This is a genomic window from Geomonas terrae (assembly GCF_004791675.1).
Taxonomy (GTDB): Bacteria; Desulfobacterota; Desulfuromonadia; order Geobacterales; family Geobacteraceae; genus Geomonas; species Geomonas edaphica.
Genome location: NZ_SRSC01000003.1, coordinates 332,184 through 357,185, shown reverse-complemented (window position 1 = coordinate 357,185; position 25,002 = coordinate 332,184). Strand labels below are relative to the sequence as shown.

The window sequence follows — 25,002 nt, the reverse complement described above, 5'->3', positions numbered from 1 at the left end:
CTTCGCCAAGGCTACGGCGGACAAGTCCGACAGCACCTCCGCCAAGGCTACGGTGGACACGGCCTGTGGCCTACGGTCCCAGGCCTACCAGCGGATCAGCGCGGAGCCCCAGGTGAGACCGCCGCCGAAGGCGTCAAGCAGCAGCAAGTCCCCTTCTTTGAGTCGACCAGCACGCACCGCCTCGTCCAGCGCGATGGGTATCGACGCCGCGGAGGTGTTGCCGTAACGGTCCAGGTTCACGAAGACGCGCTCGCCGGTGATGCCGAGACGCTTGCCGACGGAGTCGACGATCCTCTGGTTCGCCTGGTGCGGGATGAAGAGCGTTACGTCGTCGGGGGTGAAGCCGTTGGCCTCCAGGGCCTCCTGGGCGACCTCGCCCATGGCGCGAACCGCAAGCTTGAACACCTCGTTACCCTGCATGGTCAGGTAGACCAGCTTGTCGTCCACGTTCTGGTGCGTGGCGGGTTTGCGGTTGCCCGGGCCCTTCTGGTACAGGATCTCCCAGTAGTTGCCGTCGGAGTGCATGTGCGTGGAGAGGACACCGTGGTCCCCCTCCTGCGCCTCGAGCACCACCGCGCCGGCACCGTCGCCAAAGAGCAGGCAGGTGTTGCGGTCGGACCAGTCGACGATGCGGGAAAGCACCTCGGCACCGATCACGAGCGCCTTTTTCACCTGTCCGGAGCGGATGAACTTGTCGGCGGTGGAGAGGGCGTAGATGAAACCGGAGCAGGCAGCGGAGAGATCGAAGCAGAAGGCGTTGGTGGCCTTGAGGGCTTGTTGCACGATGCAGGCGGTGGCGGGGAACGGGAAGTCGGGGGTCAGGGTACCCACGACGATGAGGTCGATCTCCTCGGCCTTAACCCCGGCGGCGGCAAGCGCCTTCTCCGCGGCAGCGATGGCGAAGGTCGAGGTGTACTCCCCCTCCGCGGCTATGCGGCGTTCCCGGATACCGGTCCTCGTGACGATCCACTCGTCGCTGGTGTCCATCATTTTTTCAAGATCGAAGTTGGTCAGCACTTTCTCCGGAACGGCGGAGCCGGTTCCGGTGATTCTTGCTCTAATCATGAAGCTACCCTTTCTGTTGCGGCGTCCGGGTTCTGGGCGCCGGCTCGCTCGCGCGGCTCACCGGGGAAGCTCTCGTTGAGCTTTTCCGCCATGCGGCTGTTGACCCCTTTGAGCGCGTATTCATGGGCAAAGCGGATCGCGTTCTTGATCGCCTTGGTATTCGAACCGCCGTGGCAGATCATCCCCACGCCGTTGATCCCAAGCAGAGGCGCTCCGCCGTACTCGGCATAGTCTACGGTTTTCTTGAAGTTCTTGAACGCCTTACGGCTAAGGAAGTAGCCGATCTGGGACAGAAGGCTCGCCTTGATCTCGGCCCTAAGCATCTTGCCCACGGCCTCGGCCAACCCCTCGGAAAGCTTCAAAGCCACGTTGCCGACGAAGCCGTCGCAGACCACGACGTCGACGGAGCCGTTGAAGATGTCCCGGCCTTCCACGTAACCTATGTAGTTGATGGGCTTTTCGCGCAGAAGTGCGCTGGTTTCGCGGGTGAGCTCGTTCCCCTTGCTGTCCTCCTCACCGTTGGAGAGAAGGCCGACGCGGGGTTTGTCGACGCCCATGACGAATCTGGCGTACACCTCGCCCATGACGGCGAACTGAACCAGATGGATCGGCTTGCAGTCGACGTTGCCGCCGACGTCGAGAACGAGGGTTTTACCGGTTACGGTGGGGAAGAGCTGGGCGATCGCGGCGCGATCGATCCCCTTCATCCGCTTCAGCACGAACATGCCGGCCGCCATGGTGGCACCGGAGTTGCCGGCGCTGACGACGGCCACCGCCTCGCCACCTTTTACGAGCTCGAAGGCGACGCGGATGGAGGAATCCTTCTTCTTGCGTACCGCGTCGGAAGCGGAGTCGTGCATGCCCACTACTTCCGAGGCATGCCACACTTCGATATCCAGCCCTTTGCAGTCATGGCGGGCCAGCTCGGCCTGCACCTTTTCGACATCACCGACCAGAGTGACCGGGATGCCAAACTCTCTGGCAGCAGCTACTGCACCTTCAACTTCAACATGAGGGGCGTTGTCGCCCCCCATTACATCGACAGCAACTCTCATATTTCCCCTAGGGAGCGGATTTCGAACAGTCACGGCTGTGAAATCGAAATCCTAGAGCTCTTCAGCCTTCAGCACCTGGCGTCCCTTGTAAGTACCGCAGGACGGGCAGACGCAATGCGGCAGCTTCGGAGCCTTGCACTGGGGGCAGGTCGAGACGGTGGGAGCGGTCAGGAAGTCGTGTGCACGCCTCATGTTCTTGCGCGACTTGGAGGTTTTCTTCTTAGGTACAGCCATGATGTTCTCCTTTTTACTTTTCTATCTTGATCTTCTTCAGGGCGGCCATCTTCAGGTTTATCCCGCCGCGATCGCAGCCGCATTCTCCGGCGTTCAGGTCAGCACCGCACTCGGGGCAGAGCCCTTTGCACGATTCGCTGCATAGTGGCTTGTACGGCACCTCCAGCATCACCTGTTCGGCGATCTCGGGGGCCATGTCGATCTCGTCACCGGTATAGGTGGCGGAGATCAGCTCCTCGTCGGAGAGCTCTACTTCATCCTCGGAACCTTCATCCTCACCCTCGGTGTAGAAGATGGTGAAGTCAGAGGTGAGCGGTAAGTCATACTCGGCGAGGCAGCGGGAGCAGGTGAGGCGTGCTGCACTCTCAACGTGCCCGGTCGCCCGCACATGGTCGTATTCCCATACCGCGGTGACCTTGGCGCTGACCGGTGCGGTGAAGGTACACTCGCCGGCCGCTTCCATTGCCACCAGGACCGGGAAGTGCGAAGCCGGCTCCACCTCCGAGAGGTCGAGCTGCTTCTTTTTCACCTTCTCTATCTCAATCTTCAAAGGAAGCTCTCCCTCATTTTCAAAGTTTCTCAGTATAGAGATGGTGGTTTTTTTGTCAAGGTAAATCTAGTTACCACCCCATCCTGTAGTCCACACTGACGCCGCTGTCTGCGCCTGTGAGGACACCAAGCCTGCCAGCGGCTCCTTCAACCAGCATGTCCACAAGCTTACCCTTCTTCTTCGGGGTCCGGATGAGCCTCGGCTCTCCCTTGATGCCGCCTAAGCGCGCCGCCTCGTCGATGGCGTCCTGCATGGAGCCGATGCGGTCCACAAGCTTCAGGGCGAGCGCCTGTTCGCCGGAGAAGATCCTGCCGTCGGCGATGGCGCGCACCGTCTCCTCTGGAAGCTTTCTCCCCTGCGCCACCGCCTTCACGAACTGGCCGTGCGTCGAGTCGATCACCCCCTGCAGCATGGCCCTCTCCTCGTCGGTCATGGCGCGGGCGGGGGAGCCGGTATCCTTGAACTTGCCGGTCTTGATGGTGTAGGCCTTCATGCCGACCTTGTCCATGAGCCCCTCGATGTTGGAGAACTTCATCAAGACGCCGATGCTACCGGTGATGGTGCCCGGGTTCGCATAGATGAGGGTGGCGGGAGCGGAGACGTAGTACCCGCCCGAGGCGGCGACGCTCCCCATGGAGACCACCACCTTCTTCGTTTTGGCGAGGTCCTTCACCGCCGCGTAGATCTCCTGGGAGGGACCGACCACGCCTCCCGGGGAATCGACACGGAAGACCACCGCCTTCACGTGTTCGTCCTTTTTCATGCTGCGCAGCTGCCGTATTACCTCCTGGCCGTCGATGATGGCCCCCTTGAGCTCCACGACGCCGATCCCATCGCCGCCGGCCAGCGTGTCGTCATCGCCTATGAGGGCGCTGACCACCGCGACACAGGCCGCGAAAAGCAAAGACAAGCCAAGAACCAGGGCGAGTATCCATAACAACAACTTCCTCATGACGCCTCCGTTAGTATCGGCAATACTCGATCACCCTTATCAAGTCAACTGTTTACAGCTTATTTTGCTTGTCATTTGACGGGACAATGTCCTATATCTGAACAAGGAAGAACAAAGACATGGCCCGATCAACGCCAACAACTGTACACCAAGCGGGATGCGGCGCAAAAACTTATTGTCGAGCGGCTCGGCCGGCGCCGATGTCTCTGACGCGATAGATGTAAGAGGAATTATGAGAGTACTGGTGATTTCAGACAGTCACGGCAACTACGCCCACGCCTTCAAGGCGCACCAGCAGGCGGGTCCGGTGGATCATATCGTTCATCTGGGGGACGGATGCGAAGACGCACGCCTCATGGAGGAAGTGCTTGCGGTGCCGGTGCACCGCGTGGCGGGTAACTGCGACATGGACCGGCGCGTCCCCGCCGAGCTCACCCTGGAATTCGGGGCGTGCCGCATCCTGGTGACGCACGGATACCGGCAGCAGGTGAAAAGCGGCCTGAAGCAGCTGATCGACCAGGGGACGAAGGTGGGTGCCTCGGTCGTGCTCTACGGCCACACGCACCAGGCGGCGGTCGAGTCGGCGCAGGGGATGCTCCTGGTCAACCCCGGGGCTCTGAAGGAGGGCCTCCCCGGCAGCTACGCCATCGTCACGGTCGATGGCGCCACGGCGCACGCCGAGATTTTCCCTCTTTAGCAGCCGCAGCCGCAGTTGTGGCAGACCTTGCGGTTCTCGTCATCGGGAGGCACGGTCTCAGGCGCGAAGGCGATGCGGTTCACGGCGCGCTTTATGTCCTCATGGAGGTCAAGGCGCGGGCTTTGGCCGATGACGTGCCCTACGCAAACGTTGCTGATACCGTCGGAAGGCGAGGCGATGCGCACCGAGTTCAACAGGTCGCCGTAGCCGTTCACCTCGATCACCTGCCCGGGATCGTCCCCAAGCTCCAGTGCTATGCCGAAGCGCTCCAGTTCCTGGGCCAGTTCCGCGAAAAATATGTCGAAGGTCACCCCCGAAAGCGGGGCTTCCCACTCTGGTTTACTCTTTGCCCTTCCGTAACAAGTAAGTCTCATCTGTTTTGCCATGCTGTGTAGCTCCTGAAAGGTTCTTCTAATTGGCCGCGGCCTTTCTGTGCATCGAGCTGAAGATCATGTCGAGCACCGCCTTCTGCTTCGCCTCGTACTTGTTGAGGACCGCGAGGCAGGTCCCCATGGGGAACTGCTCGTGCAGGTAGTCCGAGTCGCGCCCGGACAGGATGACGATCCTGTTCTTGTCCATGCCGATGGAGACGGCGTACTTGAAGATCTTTGACCCGTCCAGGGTCGGCATCTCCAAATCCACTAGCAAAAGATCCACCTGCTCTTTCTTGAGCACAGCCAGGGCCTGCAAGGGGTCGGTACACGTTATCACTTCGAGCAGCGGGTAGAGCGCATGGATCTTGTCCTTAAGCGTCCCCACGAATGCCGCATCGTCATCCACGATTACAATCTTTCCCATCAATACCTCTATGTATCTATTTAAGCACCCGGGTCGCGGCGGTGAGCACCGGGAAGGGAACGTTCAGGTCGAGCAGTCGGGCGGCCTTCAGGTTCACGATGAGATCGACCCGCTTCGGCGTGACGACGGGGAGATGCAACGCCTTCTTCCCGCTCAGGATGCGCGCCACGTAGTCGGCCGCGACCTGCCCCTGTTCCGCGGGATCCGCCTCCAGGGAGATGAGGGCCCCTTTGTGGGCTGCCCCCGGCATCTGCGATATCACCGGGATCTTCACCTCGTGGGCGCGGTGCACGATCTTCTCGAAGAAGCGCCCCCCCGCAGTGCATTCCGTTACGTAGATGCAGTCGACCCTCGTGGCCAAAAGCGTGGCGAGCGCGGCGTCGAGCCCGGCCGGAGAAGCGACGTTGGTTTCTACCAGCACCACGCCGGCCTGGGCGGCGATCTTGCGGGCCTCCTTCAGCTGGGCCATCGCACCCTCTTCACGGCTTGCGCAGATGACCCCCAAGGTCCTGATCGGCTTCACCTCCATGGCGGTCCTAATCAAAGTGACGAGCGGGACCTTGGAGCTCACCCCGGCGATGTTGCGGCCGCTGGAGGCCATGCTTTTGGCAACGCCGGTTTCCACCGGACCGTACACGTCGGCGTACACGATCGGGATGTCCTGCGATTCTCTGAGGGCGGCCAGGGTGGCCGAGGTGCCGTAGGCGACGATGACGTCGGCTCCGATGGCGTTGAACTTGCGGATGCTGTTGGACCAGGAGATGAGATCGGGGTTGGGTGTCTGCGTGATGACCTCCACGTTGCTCTGGTCGTACCCCTTCAGCACCAGCGCCTTCATGAAGGCCCGGTGGGCATCACGGTAGCGCGGCAGGTCGCACGTCAAGAGCGCCGCCACCAGTTTTCCGGCCGCGCGGGAGTCAGACGCGGGGAGAACCGAGCAGAACAGCAAAAGCAGGAGTATGGATCGGATGACAGTTTTGATACGCTACCCCTCGATCACCACTTGGCCGCCAGGCCGGCCACGATGGCATGCACCATCCCGTTGTACGTCTGGTAGTTGATATTCTGGCTGTTCTTCTCGTCGTAATCCCTGAGCGTGTACTCGAGGGTCGTCGACAGTACGCGCGAGAAGCGGTACTCCCCACGGGCGGAAAGTGCGCTGATCACCGTGTCCTGTGCCGTTATCCCGCCGATCCCCGCGGTGCTGCTGCCCGAGTACGCAGCGGAACTGAAGCCGGCCGGCGAGAAGGAGGCCCTCGAGCGTATCTGCTGGGCCATGAGCGACAGATCGCACTGCTCGCCCAGCGCGTAGGAGACGTTCACCGTGTAGACGTGAGAACTGCTGGAAAACTGGCTGTCGGCCTCGCTGCCCACGCCGACGGTGGTGAAGAACACCGGCTGCTCCACCTCGCTGTGCAGGTAGGAGTAGTTGAGCCCCACGGTCAGTTTCGGCAGCGGCATCCACCATGCGCCCACGTTCGCGTTCTCGCTGCTGCCGTGGCGCGAGGTGAGCGGCATTACGCTGTAGTCCAGCGGATCCAGGGTATTCAGCACGAAGTGGACCACCTCGTCGTTGCGGTCGTGGCGGATGAGGGCGTGGGTGGAGACTCCCCAACGGCCGCCGGTGTAGGTCAAAAGGAGCTTCCCCTCCTGGCGCTCTTTGAACGACGCGCCGTACGCCGGGTTGTCGGTGGAGGCGTAGCTGTATTGGGCGCTGCTGCGCAGCCCCTTGAAGGGGCGGTAGTAGACGGCGAGCGAGCCGGTATGGGTCGCGGAGTGGTCCGGCAGGGCCCAGGTGGCAGGCGAAGGGAGATCGCTCACGTTGTCACGGTTCACGAAGTCGCCGCGGTATTCCCCGACGAAGGAGAGGTCGTGCCGCGGCCGGTACCAGACGGTGCCGGTGACGAGATTGCGGGTGGTCTCAAGGGGAGCTTTGACTTGCTGGAGCGGATCGGCGAAGTTCACGCTCAAAAGCGCGCCGCGGTTGCCGTTGTCGAGCTCCTGGCGACGGTACTTCAAGGCGAAGGTGTACTCGCGGTTCGGCGTATAGGTGACGTCCCCGGCCGCGTTTTGCAGGTACACCTTCATGTGGCGCGCGCCGGTCACGTCGGATAGGTCGGAGAGGTTCTCACGCTGGTCCACGCTGTAGGAAGCGGAGCCGACAAGACCGCCGGACAAGGAGGTGTGCAGCTTCAGGGTGTGGGAGAAGAAACGGCTGTCGGGGTTCTCGTTGTGCTGCTGCTCCCCGCCCAGCCGCTCGAGGTTCCCGTGGATGTCGTTACGCGCGGTGTAGGTGGCGACCGGCGTAGGAAGGCGGTCCTCGAAGTACCGGATCTTGAAGTCGTAGACGAGGTCGACCGGGCCCAGATGGGCGTCGAGACCTAGGCGCCCCTCCTGGATCTGCTGATCGATGCTGCGCGGGCGGGCGTAGACCGTGTTGGCCTCCCCCTCAAAGGAAGCGTCGGCGAAACGCTGCTGGATGGTCCCTTCCTTCGTGTAGCGCCAGTAGCCCAGGTTCAGGTGCAGCGGGAAGTTGTGCAGACGGTAGCGGAAGTCGGCCCGGTCCTGGACCACGCTCACCCCGTAGTGCGCCTGCGGGTCCTGCTGCTCGGCGCTGTAGGTGGCGGACCCGGGGGCGTCGGTCCTGGGCCCCTGGAAGCTGGGAGAGAAGAGGATGTCGCGGTCCAGGTTGTGGTAGAGCGACTCCGTCCTCAGGTGCAGCCGGTAGTCACCTCGGTAATCCATCAGCAGATCGCCGTGGTAGTCGTTCTCGTTCAGGTAGAACCCTTCCAGCTCGAGGTTCGTGTCCTTCTCCATGTGACGGTAGAAGAGTCCCCCGCTTCTGCTGGATTTAAGGAAGCCGTACTCGAGGGCGCGCCCGCGGTTGTCCTCGCCGAAGACGAAGTTGTAGCCGAGCGAGCCCCCCTTTCTTTCCAGCACTTCCACCTGGCGCTCGTCCTCCGGCACGTACGCCGGTTCCTCGGCCGCCTGGGAAACCGCTTCGTCCGCCGGCTCGGCTGCCGAGACGCCTGCCCCCTCCGGCGTACTTCCCGTCACATCCCCCCCCGGCTCCTCCGCCGCAGGGTTTTGCGCCGGCTCGACGGCGTCGGGCGCAGTCACCGACTTCGCAGGCTCCGTCCCTTTCGCCGATACGGCTGCCTTCTCGAGGTCGCCCGACGGCAACGCGTCCAGTTCCGCCGCGGAGACGCCCCCCGCTGCCACGAGCAGCAAAAGCAGCGGTGATAGTACGGTTGATGCGAGATCAAGCGGTGTTTTCACCATCGGCTCCTTTCGCGCTTACTGCCGCAGGGTGCCCCGGCCCGTCACGGCCTGGGAAGGGATGTCGCTGCCGTGTATCTGCGAATGGCAGTCGGTGCAACGGTTCGTGTAAAGCTTTTTGAGCCCGCCGCCGGGGGTATCCGTAGCGAGATGCCCGGAGTGGCACTGCAGGCAGAGAAACGGCATCGCGGCATTCAGGAGGTTGTTGTTCACCGAGCCGTGCGGGGTGTGGCAGTTCATGCAGTTCTCGGTCACGTCACCATGCTCGAAGGCGAAGGGCCCCTGCTTCTCCATGTGGCACCTGGTGCAGGTCTCCTTCGGGGTGTTCCCCTTGAGCAGGCGGTCCTGCGTGGAGCCGTGCACCTCGTGACAGTCGACGCAGAACATCTTCTTCTCGCGGATGGGGTGGTGCGAGAAGAGCGAGTTCTCCGCCTGGACCTCGGGATGGCAGGTGAAGCACATCTCGGACATCTGCTGCGGGCTCACCTTCTGCTGGGGTCCCTGGTGCAGCTTGTGGCAGTCGAAACAGCTCACGTCGTGCAGCGCGTGCGCGCTCGCCTTCCAGTGGCTCAGCACGGGGATCGAGGCAGCGGCGTGGCATTTGAGGCAGATGAGGGACTGGGCCTGGGCGGGAAGATGGTTGATGTCGAGGAACTTCGAGGTGTCGCACTTCCTCTTTTCCCGGGTGTTCTCCTCGCGGTCGTCGCTTAGGTGCGCGATGGCAAGGCTTCCCGGTCCGTGGCAGGACTCGCAGTTCACCAGGGGGAGCCCGGTTTCCGGCTTGATCTGTTCTCCGTGGAGGCTGTGGCTGAAGTCGTCGCTGATCTTGTCGTGGGCGTGACACTTGGAGACGCAGTTACTGGTACCGACGTACTCGGCGTCCAGGCGCCCGACGATCATCTTCTCGTATTCGCGGGTGGGGAGGATGGGCTTACTTTGCTTTAGTTCGGCACAGGAAACGGAAAGAAGGGGAACGAGCGCCAAGAGGATCGCGACTTTCATGCGGCGCAACGGATGAACGTTCATCTATTCCCCCCTTATCCCCTTCGTTGTCGTGTAGATGAAACCGCGGACGATCGGGTTTTCGCTATTCTTGATCTCGCGCGGCGTGCCGATCTCGACCACGGAGCCGCCGTGCATCATGGCGATCCGGTCCGAGATGTAGAGCGCGAAGTTCAGGTCGTGCGTCACGATCACCGTGGTGTTCTTGGTGCTTTCCTTGAGCTTCAGGATCGTGTTGGCGAGTTCGTCCGTGGTGACCGGGTCTAGCTCGGCGGTCGGCTCGTCGTAGAGGATCAGGTCCGGGTTCATGGCGAGGGACCGGGCGATCGCCACGCGTTTTTTCATCCCGCCGGAAAGCTCCGAGGTGCGCAGCTCCTCCTTGCCGACGAGCCCCACCATCTCCAGTTTCTGCTTGATGATCTCGCGGATCTGCTGTTCCTTGCAGACACGCTTCTCCCTAAGCCACAGCCCCACGTTCTCCCCTACGGTCAGGGAGTTGAAGAGGGCCGAGGACTGGAACACCATGCTGTAGCGGTAGTCTCTGGCGGCCGAGTCGGGCTTCGGGCCGAACAGGGGCAGGTCGTCTATGTAGATCTCGCCGCTGTCCGGGGTCTCCAGCTTGACGATGTGCTTTAAAAGGACGCTCTTTCCGGTACCGGAAGGTCCTATGATGCAGAAGGTTTCGCCGGCGCGGATTTCCAGGTTCACGTCCTTTAGCACGTGATTCGGGCCGAACGACTTGTTCAGTTGGTCGATCCTGATCCCGACGCCCCTGGTGTCCTGCAAATCGACGGGGCGATTGCCGTTTTCAGGGTGAAAGAAGGAGCCGGGCAGGCCGTGTTTTAGCTTCTCGAACATCCGTATCCTTTTGAGAGCGATTCTGCGTGATTGAGGCGCCGCACAGAACACCGGCTTTGCCAGTAAATTCTGTCATCTGCCGTCGCGAAGAAGCGCGCACATACTACCAGAGATGTGACTGTGCTGGCAAGGGGGAATATTTGAACACACTTAACGTTTACACAAGGTCCGAGCCCCTGTTCCGGCTCGGTGAAGGCGGGGGCAGTGACGTCAGGAAATACGAAGCGGACGGGCAGGTCGTTGAGCGACATGCATGGCGGCGGGCAGGAGGCGACGCCCCCCGCCCGCCGCGGTTTTCAGCGTTTCATCGTCTTTACGTGTTCCTTCAGCATGCAGCGGTCCATCACCACGAGGAGCCCCGCCTCGCGGGCGCGCTTGGCGGCCTCCTCATGGACCACCCCTTCCTGCAGCCAGAGCACCTTCGCCCCCTTGGCAATCGCCTGCTCGACGATCTCGGGGACGAACTCGGAACGGCGGAAGACGTCGACGATCTCCACCGCTTCCGGGATCTCGGTGACGCTCGCATAGCTCTTCTCACCGAACACCTCGGGGACCGCGGGGTTCACCGGGATGATACGATAGCCGGCCCGTTTGAGGTAGGCGGCCACCTCGTGACTTGGCTTGCCGCTATCGGGGGAAAGCCCGACGACGGCGATGGTGCGGTACTTGGTCAAGATCTCTTTGATGTCAGGAACCTGCATGAGCACCTCCCTTAGAGCTGTATTTTTACCGCTTACGCATCCCGCTCACGGCGACGAAGAAGAAGATCACCCCCATGACGCCGGCGATGAATATCCAGTCTGCCGCGCTGAATCCGAACATAATGCCTCCTTGGCTGTCTCTACTGTTCCAACTGTTCCAGCGCGGTCTGCGCCTCGGAGAATTCCGGGTTGATCCTGAGCGCCTGACGCAGGTAGAAGCGCGCGTCCGCTGCGGCCCCCAGGTCCTTGCAGCAAAGCGCGAGGAGGTAGGGGATCTCCGCCATGGGGAACTCCAGCGCGAACCAGGCGTCCGCCATCACGTCGTTCAGGATCGCCGTCGCCTCCTGGTACCCCCCCTCTTCCCTGAGCGCCATGGCGCCCGCGATCGCCTCCAGGTAATCTACGGCAGGCACACGCGGCACTTCTCCCCGGTCGATCCGCTCCAACCGGGCTTTCAGCTCGGCCTTCGCCTTCTCCTCGACCTCCGGAAGCAGTGCGCGCCACAAGGAGGCCGCCTTGTCGTATTTCCCGAGCAGGAAGGAGACTTCCGCAAGGGTGGTCAGGCAGCGCGGCTGATCCCCGGCCAGCTCGCGGGCACGGTCCAGGTACTGTTCCGCCCTGAAAAGGGCCGCGGTGGAAAGGTGCAGCGCCGAGAAACGGCACGCCTGATCCAGAAGGGTGACGCCGATCTCCAGCGGGAAGTGGGCGTTTTCCGGCTCGAGGAGCGAGAAGATGCGCAAAAGCTTCACCCTGCGCTCAAGGTAGGGGACCTCGACGTCCTTCTCGCCGAGCATCAGGATGTAGCTCGCGAGCTCGGAGACGTAATGGGGGTACCCCTTCAGCATCTCTGCGTAACGCTCGCAGTAGCGGCACCCGGGATCCTGGCGCAGGGCATGGTAGACGCCGCGTCCCACCGCGTCGTACCCGGGCACCTGTCCCCCCAGGGCGCGGTAGTCCTCGTCCAGAAGCGGGACCGGCTCTGGGCCGAGCGAAAACACCACCTTGCCGTCCAGGCCGCTCACCTCGCTCCCGGAGGGGGGGCGATAGTAGGTAACACCATTGATGGGGGTCATATCCCTTTCCATTAAGCGCACTCCTTTTCCCTTGTTACCGCTCCCGATGCGGGAACGTGTCCACACCGGCATGCACGCCGATGGTCTTGTAGATCCTCACGTCGTCCCACGGCTCGTCCATGATGCCGTCGTGGATCGCCCAGCTGCGCCCGAGGACGCTCTTCTCCATGCCGGGGCGCCTGAAGGGGGTGGAGCCGTCCAGCCTCCGAAACAGCACGCCCCCCGGGGCGAACCCGGCGTCGATCTCCTGCATGAGGCGCTTTCCCACCACGTAGTCGAAACCGTACCCCTCGTAGCGGATCGCGTTGTCGTAGGTCAAGGGCTCGGCCACGATGAGCTGCATGCCGAGCCGGGCGACCAGGCGCTCAAGAAGGGGCAGGAACTCCCCGAACATCCTCAGGCCGCGCCGGGTCTGGTTCGGGAAGAGCCCCGCCTCCATGGCCCGCACCTCCTCGGGGAGGTTGCGCCCGAGCGTCGCGAACAGGTTGTTGCGCCCCATTTCGTCCAGGTCGACGTCGTAGCGCGGCGCCGCCGGGTCGGCGATGGTGCAGTAGGAAAGCTCCATCTGGCCGTGATGCGTGTCGCACAGGTCCAGGATGAAGGCGGGGTCCCGGTCGCCCGGGCTGCAGCGCGTCACGAGGCGCAGAAAGCGCAGCCCTTCCGGCGCGATCACCTCGATTTCACCGCCTCCTTTCGCCACCATGGACAGCAGACGCTCGGGGAGCAGCGACCGGTAGATCGCCTCCTTTTCCGCGGAGGGCAACCGGTTGATGTCGTTCAGGGAGAAGAGCTGGCTTCCCCCCAGGTCCCTGAGCGGCTCATGTGAGGTGTCGTTTGCCATAGTCGCCAATGAGGACGGGGAAAACGTGTTTGCGCACGTAGGCGATGCTCTTCTCCACCGCATCGAGCGCACGGTTGCGGTCGTCATCCTGTGCCCAGTGCATCGCGTCCAGGAGCATCCGGTGCGGGTAGCCAAGCTGCGCGATGAGCTTCACGAAGGAGGTGGGGAGCCTCGGGGAGACCTCCCGGTCGTTCATCACCCCCCAGGCGATGGTCCAGGCCCTGGCGACGTTCATCTGGTCGTACCCTCCGCCGCCTACCCCGACCCAGGGGATCTCCAGGGCACGCAGCTTTCTCATGATGTAGGAGTAGGCGTGCGTGGTGACCTCGAGCCTCGTGAGCGGATCGGTCCTGAAGGTATCGGCGCCCAGTTGCGTCACCATGACGTCCGGGTCGAAAGCGGCGATGAGCGGGAAGGCGACCTCGTCGAAGGCCTTCATGAACAGCGCGTCGTCGGTGTGCGCCAGAAGCGGCAGGTTCACCGAGTACCCTTTTCCCCTCCCTTCGCCGGTCTCGTTCTCGAAGCCGGTGCCGGGAAAGAAGTAGACCCCGCTCTCGTGCAGCGAGATGGTGAGCACCCGGTCGCAATCGTAGAAGGCGTTCTGGACACCGTCGCCGTGGTGGGCGTCGAGGTCCAGGTAAACCACCCGTTTACCCCGCTCCCGCAGGTAATTGATGGCGACCACCGCGTCGTTTAAGTACGAAAAACCGGAGGCCCTTCCCTTCTGGGCGTGGTGATACCCGCCAAGGAGGTTAAAAGCGGCGGCGAAACCTTCCTCGGTCACCAGGCGCGCCGCCTCCAGGGTGCCGGAGACCCCGAGACAGGCCCAATCGTAAACCCCGGGAAAGATGGGATTCTCAACGTCGCCAAGGCCGTAGCGGAAGTCGGCCCTCGGCTCCTGGGCCTCGCTGAACTCGCGCAACCGGTCCAGGTACTCGGCGGAGTGCGCCCCAAGGAGCTCCTTTTCGTCTACCGGCCGAGGACGCACCTCGGACATCCCCGGGAGATCCAGAAGCCCGTACGCCGCCATGAGATCATGTGCCAGACGGTAGCGCTGCACCTTGAAGGGGTGCTGTTCGCCGTAGCAGAACCCGCTTAGGTCTGCGCAGGCGATGAGAGCGGTTTTGCGGGACAACTAGCCACCTCCGGCAGAAATTCTGCACAAATTTACCCGCTGGCCGTTTACAGGTCAACAGTTAATCCTGCCTATCCCTTGGGCAGCGTCGCCCATTAATTGGGCAGAGTGAGGTATCCCTTTCATTAGACGCGCGAGGCGACCAACGTAATTCCAAGCAGATATGGATTTGGCAGAGACCTTGCTATGACTCGGCGTTCTCCAACGAAGGGGGGCATTTACCAACGGAGGTAACGGAATGAACGGGATGTCGACGATGACAGGTCTTGCAAACAGCAGCGATGTGCTCTTCCTCATGTTAGGCGCGGTCATGGTCTTCGCCATGCACGCAGGCTTCGCCTTCCTCGAGGTGGGTACGGTACGCAAGAAGAACCAGGTGAACGCCTTCGTGAAGATCCTGACCGACTGGTCCGTCTCGACCGTGGTCTACTTCCTCGTCGGTTTTCCCATCGCCTACGGCATCAGCTTCCTGAAGCCTGTTAAAGAACTCCTGGGTCCCAACCAGGGGTACGACATCACCCACTACTTCTTCCTGCTCTGCTTCGCCGCCTGCATCCCCGCCATCATCTCCGGCGGCATCGCCGAGCGCGCCAAGTTCTGGCCGCAGGTGATCGCCGGCGCCGTTTTCGCCGGTCTCACCTACCCCCTCTTCGAGTCCCTCATCTGGGGGCAAAACTGCTCCGCGCTGCAGGGCATCTTCAAGTCCATCGGCGGCGCCGAGTTCCATGACTATGCAGGCTCCGTTGTGGTGCACTCCATCGGCGGCTGGCTCGCACTCCCCGCGGTCATCATCCTCGGGCCCCGCATGGGGCGCTACGTAAGGGGCAAGTCCCACCCGATCCCGATCAGCAACATCCCCTTCCTCGCCCTGGGCTCCTGGATCCTCGCCGTCGGCTGGTTCGGCTTCAACGTGATGAGCGCAGGACACCTTGAGAAGATCTCCGGCCTCGTCGCGGTGAACTCGCTGATGGCCATGGTGGGTGGCGTGCTCGCGGCCCTCATCGCAGGCAGGAATGACCCCGGTTTTGTGCACAACGGCGCCCTTGCCGGACTCATCGCCGTCTGCGCCGGCTCCGATATCATGCACCCGCTCTTCGCCTTCGTAACCGGCGCCGTCGCCTCGGTCATCTTCGTCTACGGCTTCCACATCGAGCAGGAAAAGCTGAAGATCGACGACGTCTTAGGCGTTTGGCCGCTGCACGGCGTGATCGGCTCCTGGGGGGGGATCGCCGCGGGCCTCTTCGGCGGCGAGGCGCTCGGCGGCCTCGGCGGGGTGACCTTCCTCTCCCAGCTTCTCGGCTCCCTCTCCGCGATCGTCTTCGCCCTTGTGAACGGCTTCGTCATCTACGGCATCCTCAGCAAGACGGTAGGGATCAGGCTAAGCCAGGAGGAAGAATTCAACGGCGCCGACCTCTCCATCCACAGCATCGGCGCGTACCCGGAAGACCATATCCGCTAGGTATTGAGTCTCACTTCTCAGAAAGATCAGGAGGCCCGGAAACGGGCCTCCTTTTTTTTATTTTGAAATTTCCGGCGAAGTATGTATTATTTGCGATGTTAAAAGCTTCTCATTACCGTCAAAGGCGTACTCTATCATGAAGATACCCTTGGGACAGTTGCTGGTTCGATCCGGCATCATAACGGTAAAGACCCTGGAGCGGGCACTGGCGCGTCAGGCGACTTGCGGCAAGAGACTTGGAGGGGGGCTCCTTGAGATGGGGGTGCTGACCGAGGACGAGCTGCTGGACGCGCTGGGGCAGCAGTACGGCCTCGAGACGGTCCCCAGGCTCTTCACGCGACAACTCCCTGCCGAGCTACTGGCACTGGTGCCGGCGGATCTCGCTATCACGAGACCGCTTCTGCCTTTGCGGCTGGAAAACGGTGCGCTCTTTGTCGCGGTCAGCGACCCGCTCGACGGGGAGACCGTGGCGCGTCTGGAGCGGCACGGCTCCGTGAGGGTAACCCAGTTGCTTTGCCGCCCCGGCGAGCTTGCCGCCGCTGTGAAACGGCAATACCACCGTGACCAAGGGGGGGGCGACATGAAGATCCTCGTGGTCGATGACCCTGCCGCCATGAGCGATGTGGAGGGAGCGCTCCGGAGGGAGGGTTACCAGGTGTTCACGGCGCGCGACGGGGTGGAGGGGCTGAGGATCGCCTTCTCCCAGAAACCGGACCTGATCCTGTGCGATGCCGCGACACCCAGGATGGACGGCTACGCACTCATGCGCGCCGTCAAGGCGAACCCGTCGAGCGCGGGGACGCTGATGATCCTGCTCACCTCAAAGGCCTCGCCCGAAGAGGAACACCGGGCGCTCAAGGCCGGTTTTCACGACTTCATCGGCAAACCCATGATGACGATACGCGTGGTCTCGCGCGTGAGGCGCGCCTTCGAGATTATTGATAAAGCGCGGGAACAGCAGCCGTCGCCCTCTCCCGCCTGATCCCCCCGTTTCCAGCCCGGCGGCACCGGCACCGTCATGCTCCCACCCTACATCCTCACCTTCCCGGAGAGTTCGTGCAGCGCGGCCGCGAAAATCGCCATCCCCTCGCTAAGCTCAGCGTCGGTCACGTTTAACGGCGGAATCAGGCGCACAACGTTTCGCCTCAGCCCGCACCCGATCAGGATCAGTCCCTTCCCAAGACAGTTGTTGATCATCTCCTGACAGAGACTGCCGTCAGCCGCCCCTGCCTCGTCGACGAATTCGACGCCGATCATGCATCCCATCCCCCTGACCTCGCCAATGCGCGGGTTCTGCATGGCGAGATCCTGCAGGGACGCGAGCATCCGGGTACCAGCCACCTGCGCCGCTTCCAACAGCCCCTCTTCCCTGATCACCCTGAGGGTTGCGAGGGAGGCGGCACAGGAGACGGGGTTACCACCGGAGGTGGAGCCATGGGCTGGTGGACCCCATTGGCGCATGAGCTCCGCAGGCGCAAGCACCGCTCCCAGCGGGAACCCGGAGGCGACCGCGCCGGCCACAGTCACGATATCGGGACGCACCCTGGCATGCTCGCAGCAGAACCATCTCCCGGTCCTCCCCACCCCGGACTGCACCTCGTCGAAAATCAGGAGGATGCCGTATCGGTCGCATATCCCGCGCACCCCTTCCAGGTAGCTCTTGGGCGCCGGGTAGTACCCACCCTCGCCCAGAAAAGGCTCGACCAACATCGCGCAGACGTCCTCCGGGGGGACCTGGTGCTGGAATAGCCTTTCTATTTCCTCGAGGCAGCGGTCACCACACGCCTCGGGGTTCATGCCGCACGAACATATAAGGCAGGCAGGGTAGCTGACGTGGTACACCGAGGGGAGCAGCGGTTGGTAACGGCTGCGGCATACCGAAGAACTGCTGGTGAGGGAAAGAGCACCCAGGGTGCGTCCATGAAAGCCGCCGGTGCATGCGATGATGGACTCGCGGCCGCTGGTGTAGTGCGCAAGCTTGATGGCATCCTCCACCGCCTCGGTCCCCGAATTACCGAAAAAGAGCATGTCCAGCCCATCGGGCGCGATGGAGAGCAGTTCCTCGGCGGCAGCCACGGTCGCCTCGCTGTAGTAGATGCCGCCGGCATGGACATGACTCTTCAGTTGCTGCTGCACCGCCTCCATCACCCGGGGATGGTTGTGCCCAAGGTTGAGGGCGGCGAGTCCGGATGTGAAGTCGAGGAAGCGCCGTCCATCCCGGGAGGTGACCACGGTCCCCCTCCCATTCCCGATCGTGATCGGGTAGCAGGGGTGCGCCGGCGGCGCGATGACAGCCTGTGCCCTTTGAATCAGTCTTTCGTCCTCGTCCATGGCGCACCCCTCCGTTAATATGTTAGGCTTTACACATGAACAAAGGATGGTACCACCGGCTCGAATGCCTGCAAGGATGGGGATCGAGAGGAGCTTTGGAGAAGTTTTTCGGCGGTTCTTGCAAACAAAATAGATTAGATTACACTAATGCCTGTTTTGCAAAAAGCCGGTCAAAAAACCAGGGCAGGACACAAAGGAGGGGCGATGTACAAGGAAAAGAGGAACTTCGCCAGACTGGCATTACACGCGAAAGCCAACATCCACCAAGGGGAGCGGACCATCGAGGGGGAAGTCGAGAACCTGAGCATGAAGGGGGTTTTCGTGACGGCAGCGCGGCGGCTGGAGCTCAACGACACCGTCGCCGTCACCATTTACCACACCCTCACGCCGCAGGTGCTCTGCGACCTGAAGGCCAAGGTGGTGCGTGTCACCGACCACGGCATGGGGCTGCAGTTTGAGAAGACCCTTCTCGACTGAGAAGGGTCCCTCAGTACCCACCTGAAACGGGGAACAGCCCGGGGCAACCGGGCCTTAGCAGATGCGCGGCAGCTGCTCGCCCGCGAGCATCTCCACTCCCCTCATTCCACCAACGAGGGTTTCCATCTGCACCTTGCCTGCCGAGGTTTCGGTGACCTCGCCGATGACGGCAGCATCCCTTCCAAGCGGATGACGGCGCATGATTTCCAGCGCCTCATCCGCCCTCTCCGGCGCGACTAGCGCAAGAAGTTTACCTTCATTGGCAACGTACAGCGGATCGAGCCCCAGAATGGCGCAGACCCCCTTCACACCCGGATTGATGGGGAGGCTCTCCTCATTCAGGGTGACGGTGACGCCCGACTGCAGGGCAATCTCCTTGAGCGTCGTGGCGACACCGCCGCGGGTCGGGTCGCGCAGCACGTGCAGCGCGGGGCCGAGCGTCAACAGGCCGGTGACCAGGCCGTTCAGCGGAGCGGAGTCGCTCTTTATGCCGCTGTCGATCTCGAGGCCCTCGCGGGCCGAGAGGACCGCGATGCCGTGATCGCCGATGCAGCCGTTGACGATGATCTTGTCGCCGACACGCGCCGAGGCGCCGTCGATCTGCAGGTTATGCTCGAGTGCGCCGATCCCCGAGGTGTTGATGAAGATGCGGTCTCCCTTACCTTTGGGGACCACCTTGGTGTCGCCGGTGACGATGGCGACGCCGGCTGCGTCGGCGGCCTGCCGCATCGAGGCGAGGATACGGGAGAGTTCCTCCTTGGAGAATCCTTCCTCGAGGATGAAGCCGACCGAGAGGCACAACGGGCGGGCGCCCATCATGGCGAGGTCGTTCACCGTGCCGTTGATGGCGAGGTCGCCGATGTTCCCGCCCGGGAAGAAGATGGGGTCGACCACGTAGGAGTCAGTGCTGAAGGCCAGCTTGACGCCGCCGATGTTGAGCAGGGCCGCGTCGTTTTGGCCCTTGACCGGGACGCTGGAAAGCTGCGGTATGATCAGGTCGTCCAGAAGCTGGTGTGAAAGCCTCCCGCCACTGCCGTGGCCAAGGAGGATGAGATCGTTGTTCAAGAGATTCTCCTTTTCTGTCGGACCGGTCGGACTAGTCGGACTGGTCTGACGTCGGACGGTTTGTTTGCCTAGCGCCCGTACTTGTAGGCGGCGGCGCAGGTTCCTTCGGATGAAACCATGCAGGCGCCGACCGGGGACTCGGGGGTGCATTTGCCGCCGAAGAGCGGACAGTCGAAGGGTGACACCTTACCCTTCAGGATCTCGCCGCACAGACACCCCTTGTGCTCCTTGAGCTCCTCTACCTGCACAGGTATGGCCAGTTCGGCGTCGAACTCGGCGTATTTATCCGCGATCCTAAGCCCGCTCCCGGGGAGCACGCCGATGCCGCGCCACGGTGCGTCGAATGGGGTGAAGACATCGGCAAGCATCGCCTGAGCCTTGGCGTTTCCTTCCCAGCGCACCACGCGCGAATACTGGATCTCCACCTTGCTCTCGCCCGCGATCGCCTGGCGCACCAGCATCTCCACTCCCTGCAGCACGTCCGTCGGCTCGAAGCCGGTCACCACGCAGGGGACCTTGTACTCCTCGCACAGGAAACGGTAGGCATCGGCGCCGATGATCGCGCTCACGTGGGCCGGACAGATGTAGCCGTCCACTTGGAGCTCCGGGTCAGCGGAGAGGATCGCCATCGGCTGCGGCATGGTCTTGTGCGAGGCGAGCACGAAGTAGTTGGAAAGCCCCTGCGCCTTTGCCGCCAGGATGCTGCCGGCGATGGTGGGCGCCGTGGTCTCGAAACCTACCCCGAGGAACACCACGCGCTTGTCGGGGTTCTTCGCGGCAAGCTGCACGGCGTCGAGCGGCGAGTAAACCACCCTGATATCTGCCCCCTTGGCGCGCTCCTCCATGAGCGAGGAGCTGGAGCCGGGGACCCTCAGCATGTCACCGAAAGATGCGATGATCACGTCCGGAAGGCGGCAAAGGGCGATGGCGCGGTCGAGGTAGCTGTTGGGGGTAACGCAGACCGGGCATCCCGGGCCGGAGATCAGCCGCACCTCGGGGGGGAGCAGGCTTCTCAGGCCGAACTGGTAGATAGCATTGGTGTGCGTACCGCAGACTTCCATGAAGACCAGCGGCTCGGTCCGCCCACGGGTCAGGTCGGCGATGCGCTTAGCGAGCCCCTGGACCAGTTCCTTGTCGCGAAAAACGTCCGAATAGTTCATCCCATCAACTCCGGCGAATAGACTTCACGCATCAATTCGAGCGTCGCCCTGGCCTCTTCCTCGTCGAGCTTGGAGATGGCGAATCCGGCGTGGACGATGACGAAGTCGCCGACCTTCACCTCCTGGTCCAGCATCATGAGGCTCGCCTCGCGCTTTACGCCATCCACCTCGGTCATGGCGAAATCACCATCAACGCTGACCACCTGCATCGGTACACCTACACACATCTTCAGACTCCTTTTGTTGCGTTTGACTGCGTCAGCAAAACATGTCGTGATCGGTTCTCCTTCCCCTGGCGGGAGGGGGAGGATGCGACCATTATTTTCCCAAGGCCCGCCCGGCGATCACCGCCTGTCCCAGGGCGAGGCCGCCGTCGTTCGGGGGCACGAGCCGGTGGCAGTAGACCTGGAACCCTTCTGCGGTGAGCTCTCCCGCCACGTCCTCGGTCAAAAGCCGGTTCTGGAACACACCCCCCGACAGGACCACGCGCTCCTCTCCATGCTCGGCCCGGATGCGGCGGCACACCTCTACGATGCCGGCGGCCACGGTCCGGTGGAAGGCGCGCGCGATATCGGCGCGGCTCTTCCCGCCGGCGAGATCTGCGCAGATCGCAGCGATTGCGGGACCGAACTCGAGGACGTGACTCCCCTCCCCCGCCACGAGATACGGATACGCCTCGTCTGCGGCGCCCGTTTCGGCCAGCGCCTCCAGTTCGATGGCGGCCTGCCCCTCGTAGCTGATCCGGTGCCGGACGGAAAGAAGCGCGGAAACGGCATCGAAGAGCCTTCCGCAGCTCGAGGTGAGCGGTGCGTTGATCCCCTTCTCCAGCATCTTCAGGAAAAGAGGGCGGTCCCCCTCCTGCACCTCTCCGCAGACCGCGAGCGGCTGAAGGAAAAGCTCTGCACCGTGCAGGCGGTACAACGCGGCTAGCGCCATGCGGAACGGCTCGCGCACCGCGGCGTCGCCCCCCGGCATGCGCATAAGCCCGAAGTGCCCGCGCCTCGCAAATCCCGCGTACCCACCGACCAGGAACTCGCCGCCCCAGATAGTGCCGTCGCTGCCGTAGCCGGTGCCGTCGAGAATCACCCCTATCGCCTCGCCGTCGAGGCCGTTCTCGGCCATGCAAGAGGCCATGTGGGCGTGATGGTGCTGCACCGCGACGCAGGGGAGACCGAGCCCCTGGCCGTAAACCGTGGAGAGATAGTCCGGGTGCAGGTCGTGCGCCACCACCTCCGGCGTGATCTCCAAAAGCCGCCCGAGGTGCGCCGCGCTCTCCTCCAGCGAGGTGAGGGTCGCCGCGTTCTTCAGGTCGCCGATGTGCTGGCTCATGAAGCCCTGGCCGCCACGGGTAAGGCACAGGGTCGCCTTCAGTTCCGCCCCCACCGCCAGCACGCGCGCCTGCTCGCCCGGAAGCGCCACGGCACGCGGCACGTAGCCACGCGAGCGTCTCAGAAAGAGCGGCTCCCCCCGGTAGAGACGGATGACGGAGTCGTCGGTCCGGGTGTGGATATCGCGGTCATGGGTAAGGAAGAAGTCCGCGATGCCCGAGAGCGTGCGGAGCGCCTCGTCGTCACGGTAGGCGATCGGTTCGTCGGAGAGGTTCCCGCTGGTCATCACCAGGGGGCTGTCGACGCCGCGTGCCAGAAGGTGCTGCAGCGGGTTTCCCGGAAGCATGAAACCGAACCAGCCGTTCCCCGGCGCCACCAGGGGGCTGACCGTACTCTCGGGCCGCTTGCGCATTAAGACGATGGGACTCTCGACACCCGAAAGGAGCCTTCCCTCGAGCTCCGAGCAGTGGACGTGGCGGCGCACCGCGTCGAGATCGGCGGCGAGCATGGCGAAGGGCTTTTCGTCCCGCTTCTTGCGTCGCCGCAACAGCGTCACCGCCTCCTCGTTTGAGGCGTCGACCGCGAGATGATACCCCCCCACCCCCTTCACCGCGACCACGCGCCCGGCCTTCAAGGCGGCGAGCGCCTGCTGCAACGGGTCCCCGGCTACGGGAGCACCCTCGGCATCGAAGAGCGAGAGTCTCGGCCCGCACACCGGGCAGGCGTTGGGCTGGGCATGGAAGCGGCGGTTCAGGGGATCGTGGTACTCGGCCAGGCAGTCGTCGCACATGGGGAAGCCGGCCATGGTGGTGGCGGGACGATCGTAGGGGATGCCGGTGATGATGGAATAGCGCGGGCCGCAGTTGGTGCAGTTGATGAACGGGTAGAGGTGGCGCCGGTTGTCCGGATCGAAGAGTTCTTTCAGGCAGTCTTCACAGACGTCGCAGTCCGGGGAGACCTCGCCGCCGTGCCCTTTTTTCGCACTGTCGAGGATGACGAAACCCTCTTCGCCCACCGCGTCGAGATGGGTCAGGCGAAGCGCGGTAACCACCGCCAGGGGCGGCGCCTCCTCACGCAGGGCGCGGCTGAAGGCGGCAAGCGCTTCCGCCTCCCCCTCCGCCTCGATCTGCACCCCCTGGCCGGTGTTGCGCACCCAGCCGGAGAGCCCCAGACGCAGGGCGAGCCGGTACACGAAGGGGCGGAACCCCACCCCCTGCACGATTCCGTCGATCTCGAGACTTGCGCGCTGCCGTGTGGTCATCGGTTACCGTCGATCGTGCCCTAGCTGCGGGCCTTTTCCATCCCTTCCTTGAGCCAGGCGTACCACTGGTCCATCCCCTCGCCGGTCCTGCTGGAGACCTCGAAGATCCTGATGCCCGGGGAGACGCGGCGCGCCATCTCCTTGCACTTCTCGACGTCGAAATCGAGATGGGGAAGGAGGTCGACCTTGTTGAGGAGCATGATGTCGGCGGCATGGAACATCTGCGGGTACTTGAGCGGCTTGTCCTCCCCCTCGGTGACGCTCAGCACCACCACCTTGTGGTGTTCGCCGAGATCAAAGGAGGCGGGGCAGACCAGGTTCCCCACGTTCTCGATGAGAAGGAGGTCCAGGTTGTCCATGTCGAAGTGTTCAACGGCGTGCAGCACCATGTGGGCGTCCAGATGGCACCCGGCGCCGGTGTTCACCTGCTTCACGGGGACGCCGGTGGCGGCGATGCGCACCGCGTCGTTGTCGGTCTGTTGGTCGCCTTCGACCACGGCGCAACGGCATGAGCCGGCGAGATCCTTGAGGCTTCGTTCGAGGATGGTCGTCTTCCCGGATCCCGGCGACGAGACGAGGTTCAGCACGAAGAGCCCCTTCGCGCGGAAAAGCTCGCGGTTGCCCGCTGCCATACGGTTGTTCTTGGCCAGGATGTCCGTCTCGATCACCACCTTCTTGACAGGCTTCTCGGCAGCCTTCTCGTGGTGGTGATGGTGCTTGTGCCCATGGTGATGATCGTGGCCGTGATCATGATCGTGGTTATGGCCGTGATCGTGATCATGTTGATGATCGTGGTCGTGGTGATGATCTTGATCGTGGTCGTGATCGTGCTTATGGGTCGGGCCGCAGCCGCAGTCTACGCACATGTCGCTTGAACCTCCGGGCTAGACTTCTTTCTTCTCTTCGATCTTCACGGCGTCGTCGCTGTTAAGCGCCTTCTTGAACCCCCTGATGCTACTCCCAAGGGCCTGGCCGAACTGCGGCAGCTTGCTGGGACCTGCAACCACCAGCAGGATGACCGCCACGATGCACAACTCAGGTAAACCGAATCCGAACATGTCTTCTCCTTTTATCCGCTGACCGCTCCGTGCGCGATCAGGCTTCCTTACGTTTCAGCTCGATACCGACCTTGTCGAGTTCCTCGACCACCATCGCCGCCACCTTCTCGAGCCCTGCCTGCAGCGGCGGGGAGAGCTGGTCGCCGGGATCGAGCGTCTGTGCCACGATACCGAAGAAGGTGAGGTCAGGCTTCGGTGCGTCGCGCATCTCGGAGATCAGGAGCATTTCCTGGAGCCCGATCTGGTGCGGCGACATCTTCACCGGGATGTTCTTCAACATGATGTCTTCACGCTCGTAGCGGAAGATGTCGCCCGGCTCTCCCTTCGCCTGCACCACGTCCACCAGGATGACGCGATCGGCCTCTTCGAACTTGAAGTGGACCATAATGCCGAGGGTCCCGCCGTCGTACAGCTCGACGTTCTCGGGGACGTGGTAGTGCTTTTCCAGATGACGTACGAAATGGACGCCGAATCCCTCGTCGGAAAGGATCAGGTTGCCGGCGCCATAGATGAGGACCTGCATGTAACCTCCAAAAAAGAAAGGGGCCGGGGGAAAATCAGGGCTAGGAAGCAGGATCGGGGGCTAGCAAAACAAGGCTATAAATTAAACGACTACCGGCGGC

At 62.8% G+C, this 25,002-nt stretch carries 27 protein-coding genes; 4 read left to right on the top strand and 23 right to left on the bottom strand.

Annotated elements, in window-relative coordinates:
* Positions 1-84: 84 nt before the first annotated feature.
* The 5 genes from E4633_RS13365 to sppA all read right to left on the bottom strand — a co-directional run bounded on the left by E4633_RS13365 (position 85) and on the right by sppA (position 3,856).
* A complete protein-coding gene (locus E4633_RS13365; protein ID WP_135870825.1) occupies positions 85-1,065 on the bottom strand; it encodes a beta-ketoacyl-ACP synthase III in 981 nt (326 codons plus the stop codon).
* Entirely contained in the window at positions 1,062-2,120 is a 1,059-nt protein-coding gene (gene plsX / locus E4633_RS13360; protein ID WP_135870823.1) for a phosphate acyltransferase PlsX, read from the bottom strand. Before plsX ends, E4633_RS13365 begins: the two co-directional genes overlap by 4 nt.
* Before the next feature lie 51 nt (positions 2,121-2,171).
* The gene (gene rpmF / locus E4633_RS13355; RefSeq protein WP_015721360.1) at positions 2,172-2,354 is read right to left on the bottom strand and encodes a 50S ribosomal protein L32; all 183 of its coding nucleotides are present in this window, start codon (positions 2,352-2,354) and stop codon (positions 2,172-2,174) included.
* A gap of 13 nt (positions 2,355-2,367) precedes the next feature.
* Entirely contained in the window at positions 2,368-2,904 is a 537-nt protein-coding gene (locus tag E4633_RS13350; RefSeq protein WP_135870821.1) for a YceD family protein, read from the bottom strand.
* A gap of 70 nt (positions 2,905-2,974) precedes the next feature.
* Positions 2,975-3,856, bottom strand: coding sequence for a signal peptide peptidase SppA (gene sppA / locus E4633_RS13345; RefSeq protein WP_135870819.1), 882 nt, complete (start codon positions 3,854-3,856; stop codon positions 2,975-2,977).
* Between the two features lie 232 nt (positions 3,857-4,088).
* On the opposite strand from sppA, the gene E4633_RS13340 reads away from it, so the two are divergent.
* Entirely contained in the window at positions 4,089-4,553 is a 465-nt protein-coding gene (locus tag E4633_RS13340) for a metallophosphoesterase family protein (RefSeq protein ID WP_135870817.1), read from the top strand.
* Here the strand turns inward: E4633_RS13340 and E4633_RS13335 are convergent.
* The 10 genes from E4633_RS13335 to E4633_RS13290 form a co-directional block, all read right to left on the bottom strand.
* On the bottom strand, positions 4,550-4,939 hold the full coding sequence (locus tag E4633_RS13335) for a hypothetical protein (RefSeq protein ID WP_135870815.1): 390 nt from the start codon (positions 4,937-4,939) through the stop codon (positions 4,550-4,552). The genes E4633_RS13340 and E4633_RS13335 overlap by 4 nt on opposite strands.
* 25 nt (positions 4,940-4,964) lie before the next feature.
* A complete protein-coding gene (locus E4633_RS13330) occupies positions 4,965-5,351 on the bottom strand; it encodes a response regulator transcription factor (protein ID WP_135870813.1) in 387 nt (128 codons plus the stop codon).
* Positions 5,352-5,367: 16 nt separating this feature from the next.
* Positions 5,368-6,246, bottom strand: a complete 879-nt coding sequence (locus tag E4633_RS13325; RefSeq protein ID WP_246038114.1) for an ABC transporter substrate-binding protein — start codon at positions 6,244-6,246, stop codon at positions 5,368-5,370.
* Between the two features lie 101 nt (positions 6,247-6,347).
* Positions 6,348-8,633: a hypothetical protein gene (locus E4633_RS13320; protein ID WP_135870809.1), complete on the bottom strand. Its 2,286-nt coding sequence runs from the start codon at positions 8,631-8,633 to the stop codon at positions 6,348-6,350.
* 15 nt (positions 8,634-8,648) lie between these two features.
* A complete protein-coding gene (locus tag E4633_RS13315; RefSeq protein WP_135870807.1) occupies positions 8,649-9,656 on the bottom strand; it encodes a DmsE family decaheme c-type cytochrome in 1,008 nt (335 codons plus the stop codon).
* Positions 9,657-10,490: an ABC transporter ATP-binding protein gene (locus E4633_RS13310; protein WP_135870805.1), complete on the bottom strand. Its 834-nt coding sequence runs from the start codon at positions 10,488-10,490 to the stop codon at positions 9,657-9,659.
* 296 nt (positions 10,491-10,786) lie between these two features.
* Positions 10,787-11,191 (bottom strand): CoA-binding protein, encoded by a 405-nt coding sequence (locus E4633_RS13305; protein WP_135870803.1) that lies wholly within the window; start codon positions 11,189-11,191, stop codon positions 10,787-10,789.
* 140 nt (positions 11,192-11,331) lie between these two features.
* Entirely contained in the window at positions 11,332-12,276 is a 945-nt protein-coding gene (locus E4633_RS13300) for a hypothetical protein (protein WP_135870800.1), read from the bottom strand.
* A 22-nt stretch (positions 12,277-12,298) separates the two neighbouring features.
* A complete protein-coding gene (locus tag E4633_RS13295; RefSeq protein WP_135870799.1) occupies positions 12,299-13,105 on the bottom strand; it encodes a hypothetical protein in 807 nt (268 codons plus the stop codon).
* Entirely contained in the window at positions 13,083-14,240 is a 1,158-nt protein-coding gene (locus E4633_RS13290) for an acetoin utilization protein AcuC (protein WP_135870796.1), read from the bottom strand. Before E4633_RS13290 ends, E4633_RS13295 begins: the two co-directional genes overlap by 23 nt.
* A 238-nt stretch (positions 14,241-14,478) precedes the next feature.
* On the opposite strand from E4633_RS13290, the gene E4633_RS13285 reads away from it, so the two are divergent.
* Both E4633_RS13285 and E4633_RS13280 read left to right on the top strand, forming a co-directional pair.
* Entirely contained in the window at positions 14,479-15,699 is a 1,221-nt protein-coding gene (locus E4633_RS13285; protein WP_135870794.1) for an ammonium transporter, read from the top strand.
* 136 nt (positions 15,700-15,835) lie between these two features.
* A complete protein-coding gene (locus E4633_RS13280; protein WP_135870792.1) occupies positions 15,836-16,681 on the top strand; it encodes a response regulator in 846 nt (281 codons plus the stop codon).
* A gap of 47 nt (positions 16,682-16,728) precedes the next feature.
* Here the strand turns inward: E4633_RS13280 and E4633_RS13275 are convergent, their stop codons facing one another.
* On the bottom strand, positions 16,729-18,030 hold the full coding sequence (locus E4633_RS13275; RefSeq protein ID WP_135870790.1) for an aminotransferase class III-fold pyridoxal phosphate-dependent enzyme: 1,302 nt from the start codon (positions 18,028-18,030) through the stop codon (positions 16,729-16,731).
* 204 nt (positions 18,031-18,234) lie between these two features.
* Between E4633_RS13275 and E4633_RS13270 the strand changes: the two genes are divergently transcribed.
* Positions 18,235-18,507, top strand: coding sequence for a PilZ domain-containing protein (locus tag E4633_RS13270; RefSeq protein ID WP_135870788.1), 273 nt, complete (start codon positions 18,235-18,237; stop codon positions 18,505-18,507).
* Positions 18,508-18,561: 54 nt separating this feature from the next.
* Here E4633_RS13270 and hypE read toward each other — a convergent pair whose 3' ends face one another.
* From hypE to E4633_RS13235, 7 genes are all read right to left on the bottom strand, one after another.
* Positions 18,562-19,572, bottom strand: a complete 1,011-nt coding sequence (gene hypE / locus E4633_RS13265; RefSeq protein ID WP_135870786.1) for a hydrogenase expression/formation protein HypE — start codon at positions 19,570-19,572, stop codon at positions 18,562-18,564.
* A gap of 68 nt (positions 19,573-19,640) precedes the next feature.
* Complete coding sequence (gene hypD / locus E4633_RS13260) at positions 19,641-20,732, bottom strand: hydrogenase formation protein HypD (RefSeq protein ID WP_135870784.1); 1,092 nt, start codon at positions 20,730-20,732, stop codon at positions 19,641-19,643.
* Positions 20,729-20,959: a HypC/HybG/HupF family hydrogenase formation chaperone gene (locus tag E4633_RS13255; RefSeq protein WP_135870782.1), complete on the bottom strand. Its 231-nt coding sequence runs from the start codon at positions 20,957-20,959 to the stop codon at positions 20,729-20,731. Before E4633_RS13255 ends, hypD begins: the two co-directional genes overlap by 4 nt.
* 91 nt (positions 20,960-21,050) lie before the next feature.
* Positions 21,051-23,321, bottom strand: a complete 2,271-nt coding sequence (gene hypF, locus E4633_RS13250; protein ID WP_135870780.1) for a carbamoyltransferase HypF — start codon at positions 23,319-23,321, stop codon at positions 21,051-21,053.
* Between the two features lie 20 nt (positions 23,322-23,341).
* Positions 23,342-24,187 (bottom strand): hydrogenase nickel incorporation protein HypB, encoded by an 846-nt coding sequence (hypB, locus tag E4633_RS13245; protein ID WP_135870778.1) that lies wholly within the window; start codon positions 24,185-24,187, stop codon positions 23,342-23,344.
* Between the two features lie 18 nt (positions 24,188-24,205).
* Complete coding sequence (locus tag E4633_RS13240; protein WP_135870776.1) at positions 24,206-24,379, bottom strand: twin-arginine translocase TatA/TatE family subunit; 174 nt, start codon at positions 24,377-24,379, stop codon at positions 24,206-24,208.
* A gap of 37 nt (positions 24,380-24,416) precedes the next feature.
* Positions 24,417-24,902, bottom strand: coding sequence for a HyaD/HybD family hydrogenase maturation endopeptidase (locus E4633_RS13235; protein WP_135870774.1), 486 nt, complete (start codon positions 24,900-24,902; stop codon positions 24,417-24,419).
* Between the last annotated feature and the right edge of the window lie 100 nt (positions 24,903-25,002).

Coding starts and splice junctions, on each gene's coding strand:
- E4633_RS13365 (WP_135870825.1), bottom strand. CDS start 1,065: ATGATTAGAGCAAGAATCACCGGAACCGGCTCCGCCGTTCCGGAGAAA.
- plsX (WP_135870823.1), bottom strand. CDS start 2,120: ATGAGAGTTGCTGTCGATGTAATGGGGGGCGACAACGCCCCTCATGTT.
- rpmF (WP_015721360.1), bottom strand. CDS start 2,354: ATGGCTGTACCTAAGAAGAAAACCTCCAAGTCGCGCAAGAACATGAGG.
- sppA (WP_135870819.1), bottom strand. CDS start 3,856: ATGAGGAAGTTGTTGTTATGGATACTCGCCCTGGTTCTTGGCTTGTCT.
- E4633_RS13340 (WP_135870817.1), top strand. CDS start 4,089: ATGAGAGTACTGGTGATTTCAGACAGTCACGGCAACTACGCCCACGCC.
- E4633_RS13335 (WP_135870815.1), bottom strand. CDS start 4,939: ATGGCAAAACAGATGAGACTTACTTGTTACGGAAGGGCAAAGAGTAAA.
- E4633_RS13330 (WP_135870813.1), bottom strand. CDS start 5,351: ATGGGAAAGATTGTAATCGTGGATGACGATGCGGCATTCGTGGGGACG.
- E4633_RS13320 (WP_135870809.1), bottom strand. CDS start 8,633: ATGGTGAAAACACCGCTTGATCTCGCATCAACCGTACTATCACCGCTG.
- E4633_RS13315 (WP_135870807.1), bottom strand. CDS start 9,656: ATGAACGTTCATCCGTTGCGCCGCATGAAAGTCGCGATCCTCTTGGCG.
- E4633_RS13310 (WP_135870805.1), bottom strand. CDS start 10,490: ATGTTCGAGAAGCTAAAACACGGCCTGCCCGGCTCCTTCTTTCACCCT.
- E4633_RS13305 (WP_135870803.1), bottom strand. CDS start 11,191: ATGCAGGTTCCTGACATCAAAGAGATCTTGACCAAGTACCGCACCATC.
- E4633_RS13300 (WP_135870800.1), bottom strand. CDS start 12,276: ATGGAAAGGGATATGACCCCCATCAATGGTGTTACCTACTATCGCCCC.
- E4633_RS13295 (WP_135870799.1), bottom strand. CDS start 13,105: ATGGCAAACGACACCTCACATGAGCCGCTCAGGGACCTGGGGGGAAGC.
- E4633_RS13285 (WP_135870794.1), top strand. CDS start 14,479: ATGAACGGGATGTCGACGATGACAGGTCTTGCAAACAGCAGCGATGTG.
- E4633_RS13280 (WP_135870792.1), top strand. CDS start 15,836: ATGAAGATACCCTTGGGACAGTTGCTGGTTCGATCCGGCATCATAACG.
- E4633_RS13275 (WP_135870790.1), bottom strand. CDS start 18,030: ATGGACGAGGACGAAAGACTGATTCAAAGGGCACAGGCTGTCATCGCG.
- E4633_RS13270 (WP_135870788.1), top strand. CDS start 18,235: ATGTACAAGGAAAAGAGGAACTTCGCCAGACTGGCATTACACGCGAAA.
- hypD (WP_135870784.1), bottom strand. CDS start 20,732: ATGAACTATTCGGACGTTTTTCGCGACAAGGAACTGGTCCAGGGGCTC.
- E4633_RS13255 (WP_135870782.1), bottom strand. CDS start 20,959: ATGTGTGTAGGTGTACCGATGCAGGTGGTCAGCGTTGATGGTGATTTC.
- hypF (WP_135870780.1), bottom strand. CDS start 23,321: ATGACCACACGGCAGCGCGCAAGTCTCGAGATCGACGGAATCGTGCAG.
- hypB (WP_135870778.1), bottom strand. CDS start 24,187: ATGTGCGTAGACTGCGGCTGCGGCCCGACCCATAAGCACGATCACGAC.
- E4633_RS13240 (WP_135870776.1), bottom strand. CDS start 24,379: ATGTTCGGATTCGGTTTACCTGAGTTGTGCATCGTGGCGGTCATCCTG.
- E4633_RS13235 (WP_135870774.1), bottom strand. CDS start 24,902: ATGCAGGTCCTCATCTATGGCGCCGGCAACCTGATCCTTTCCGACGAG.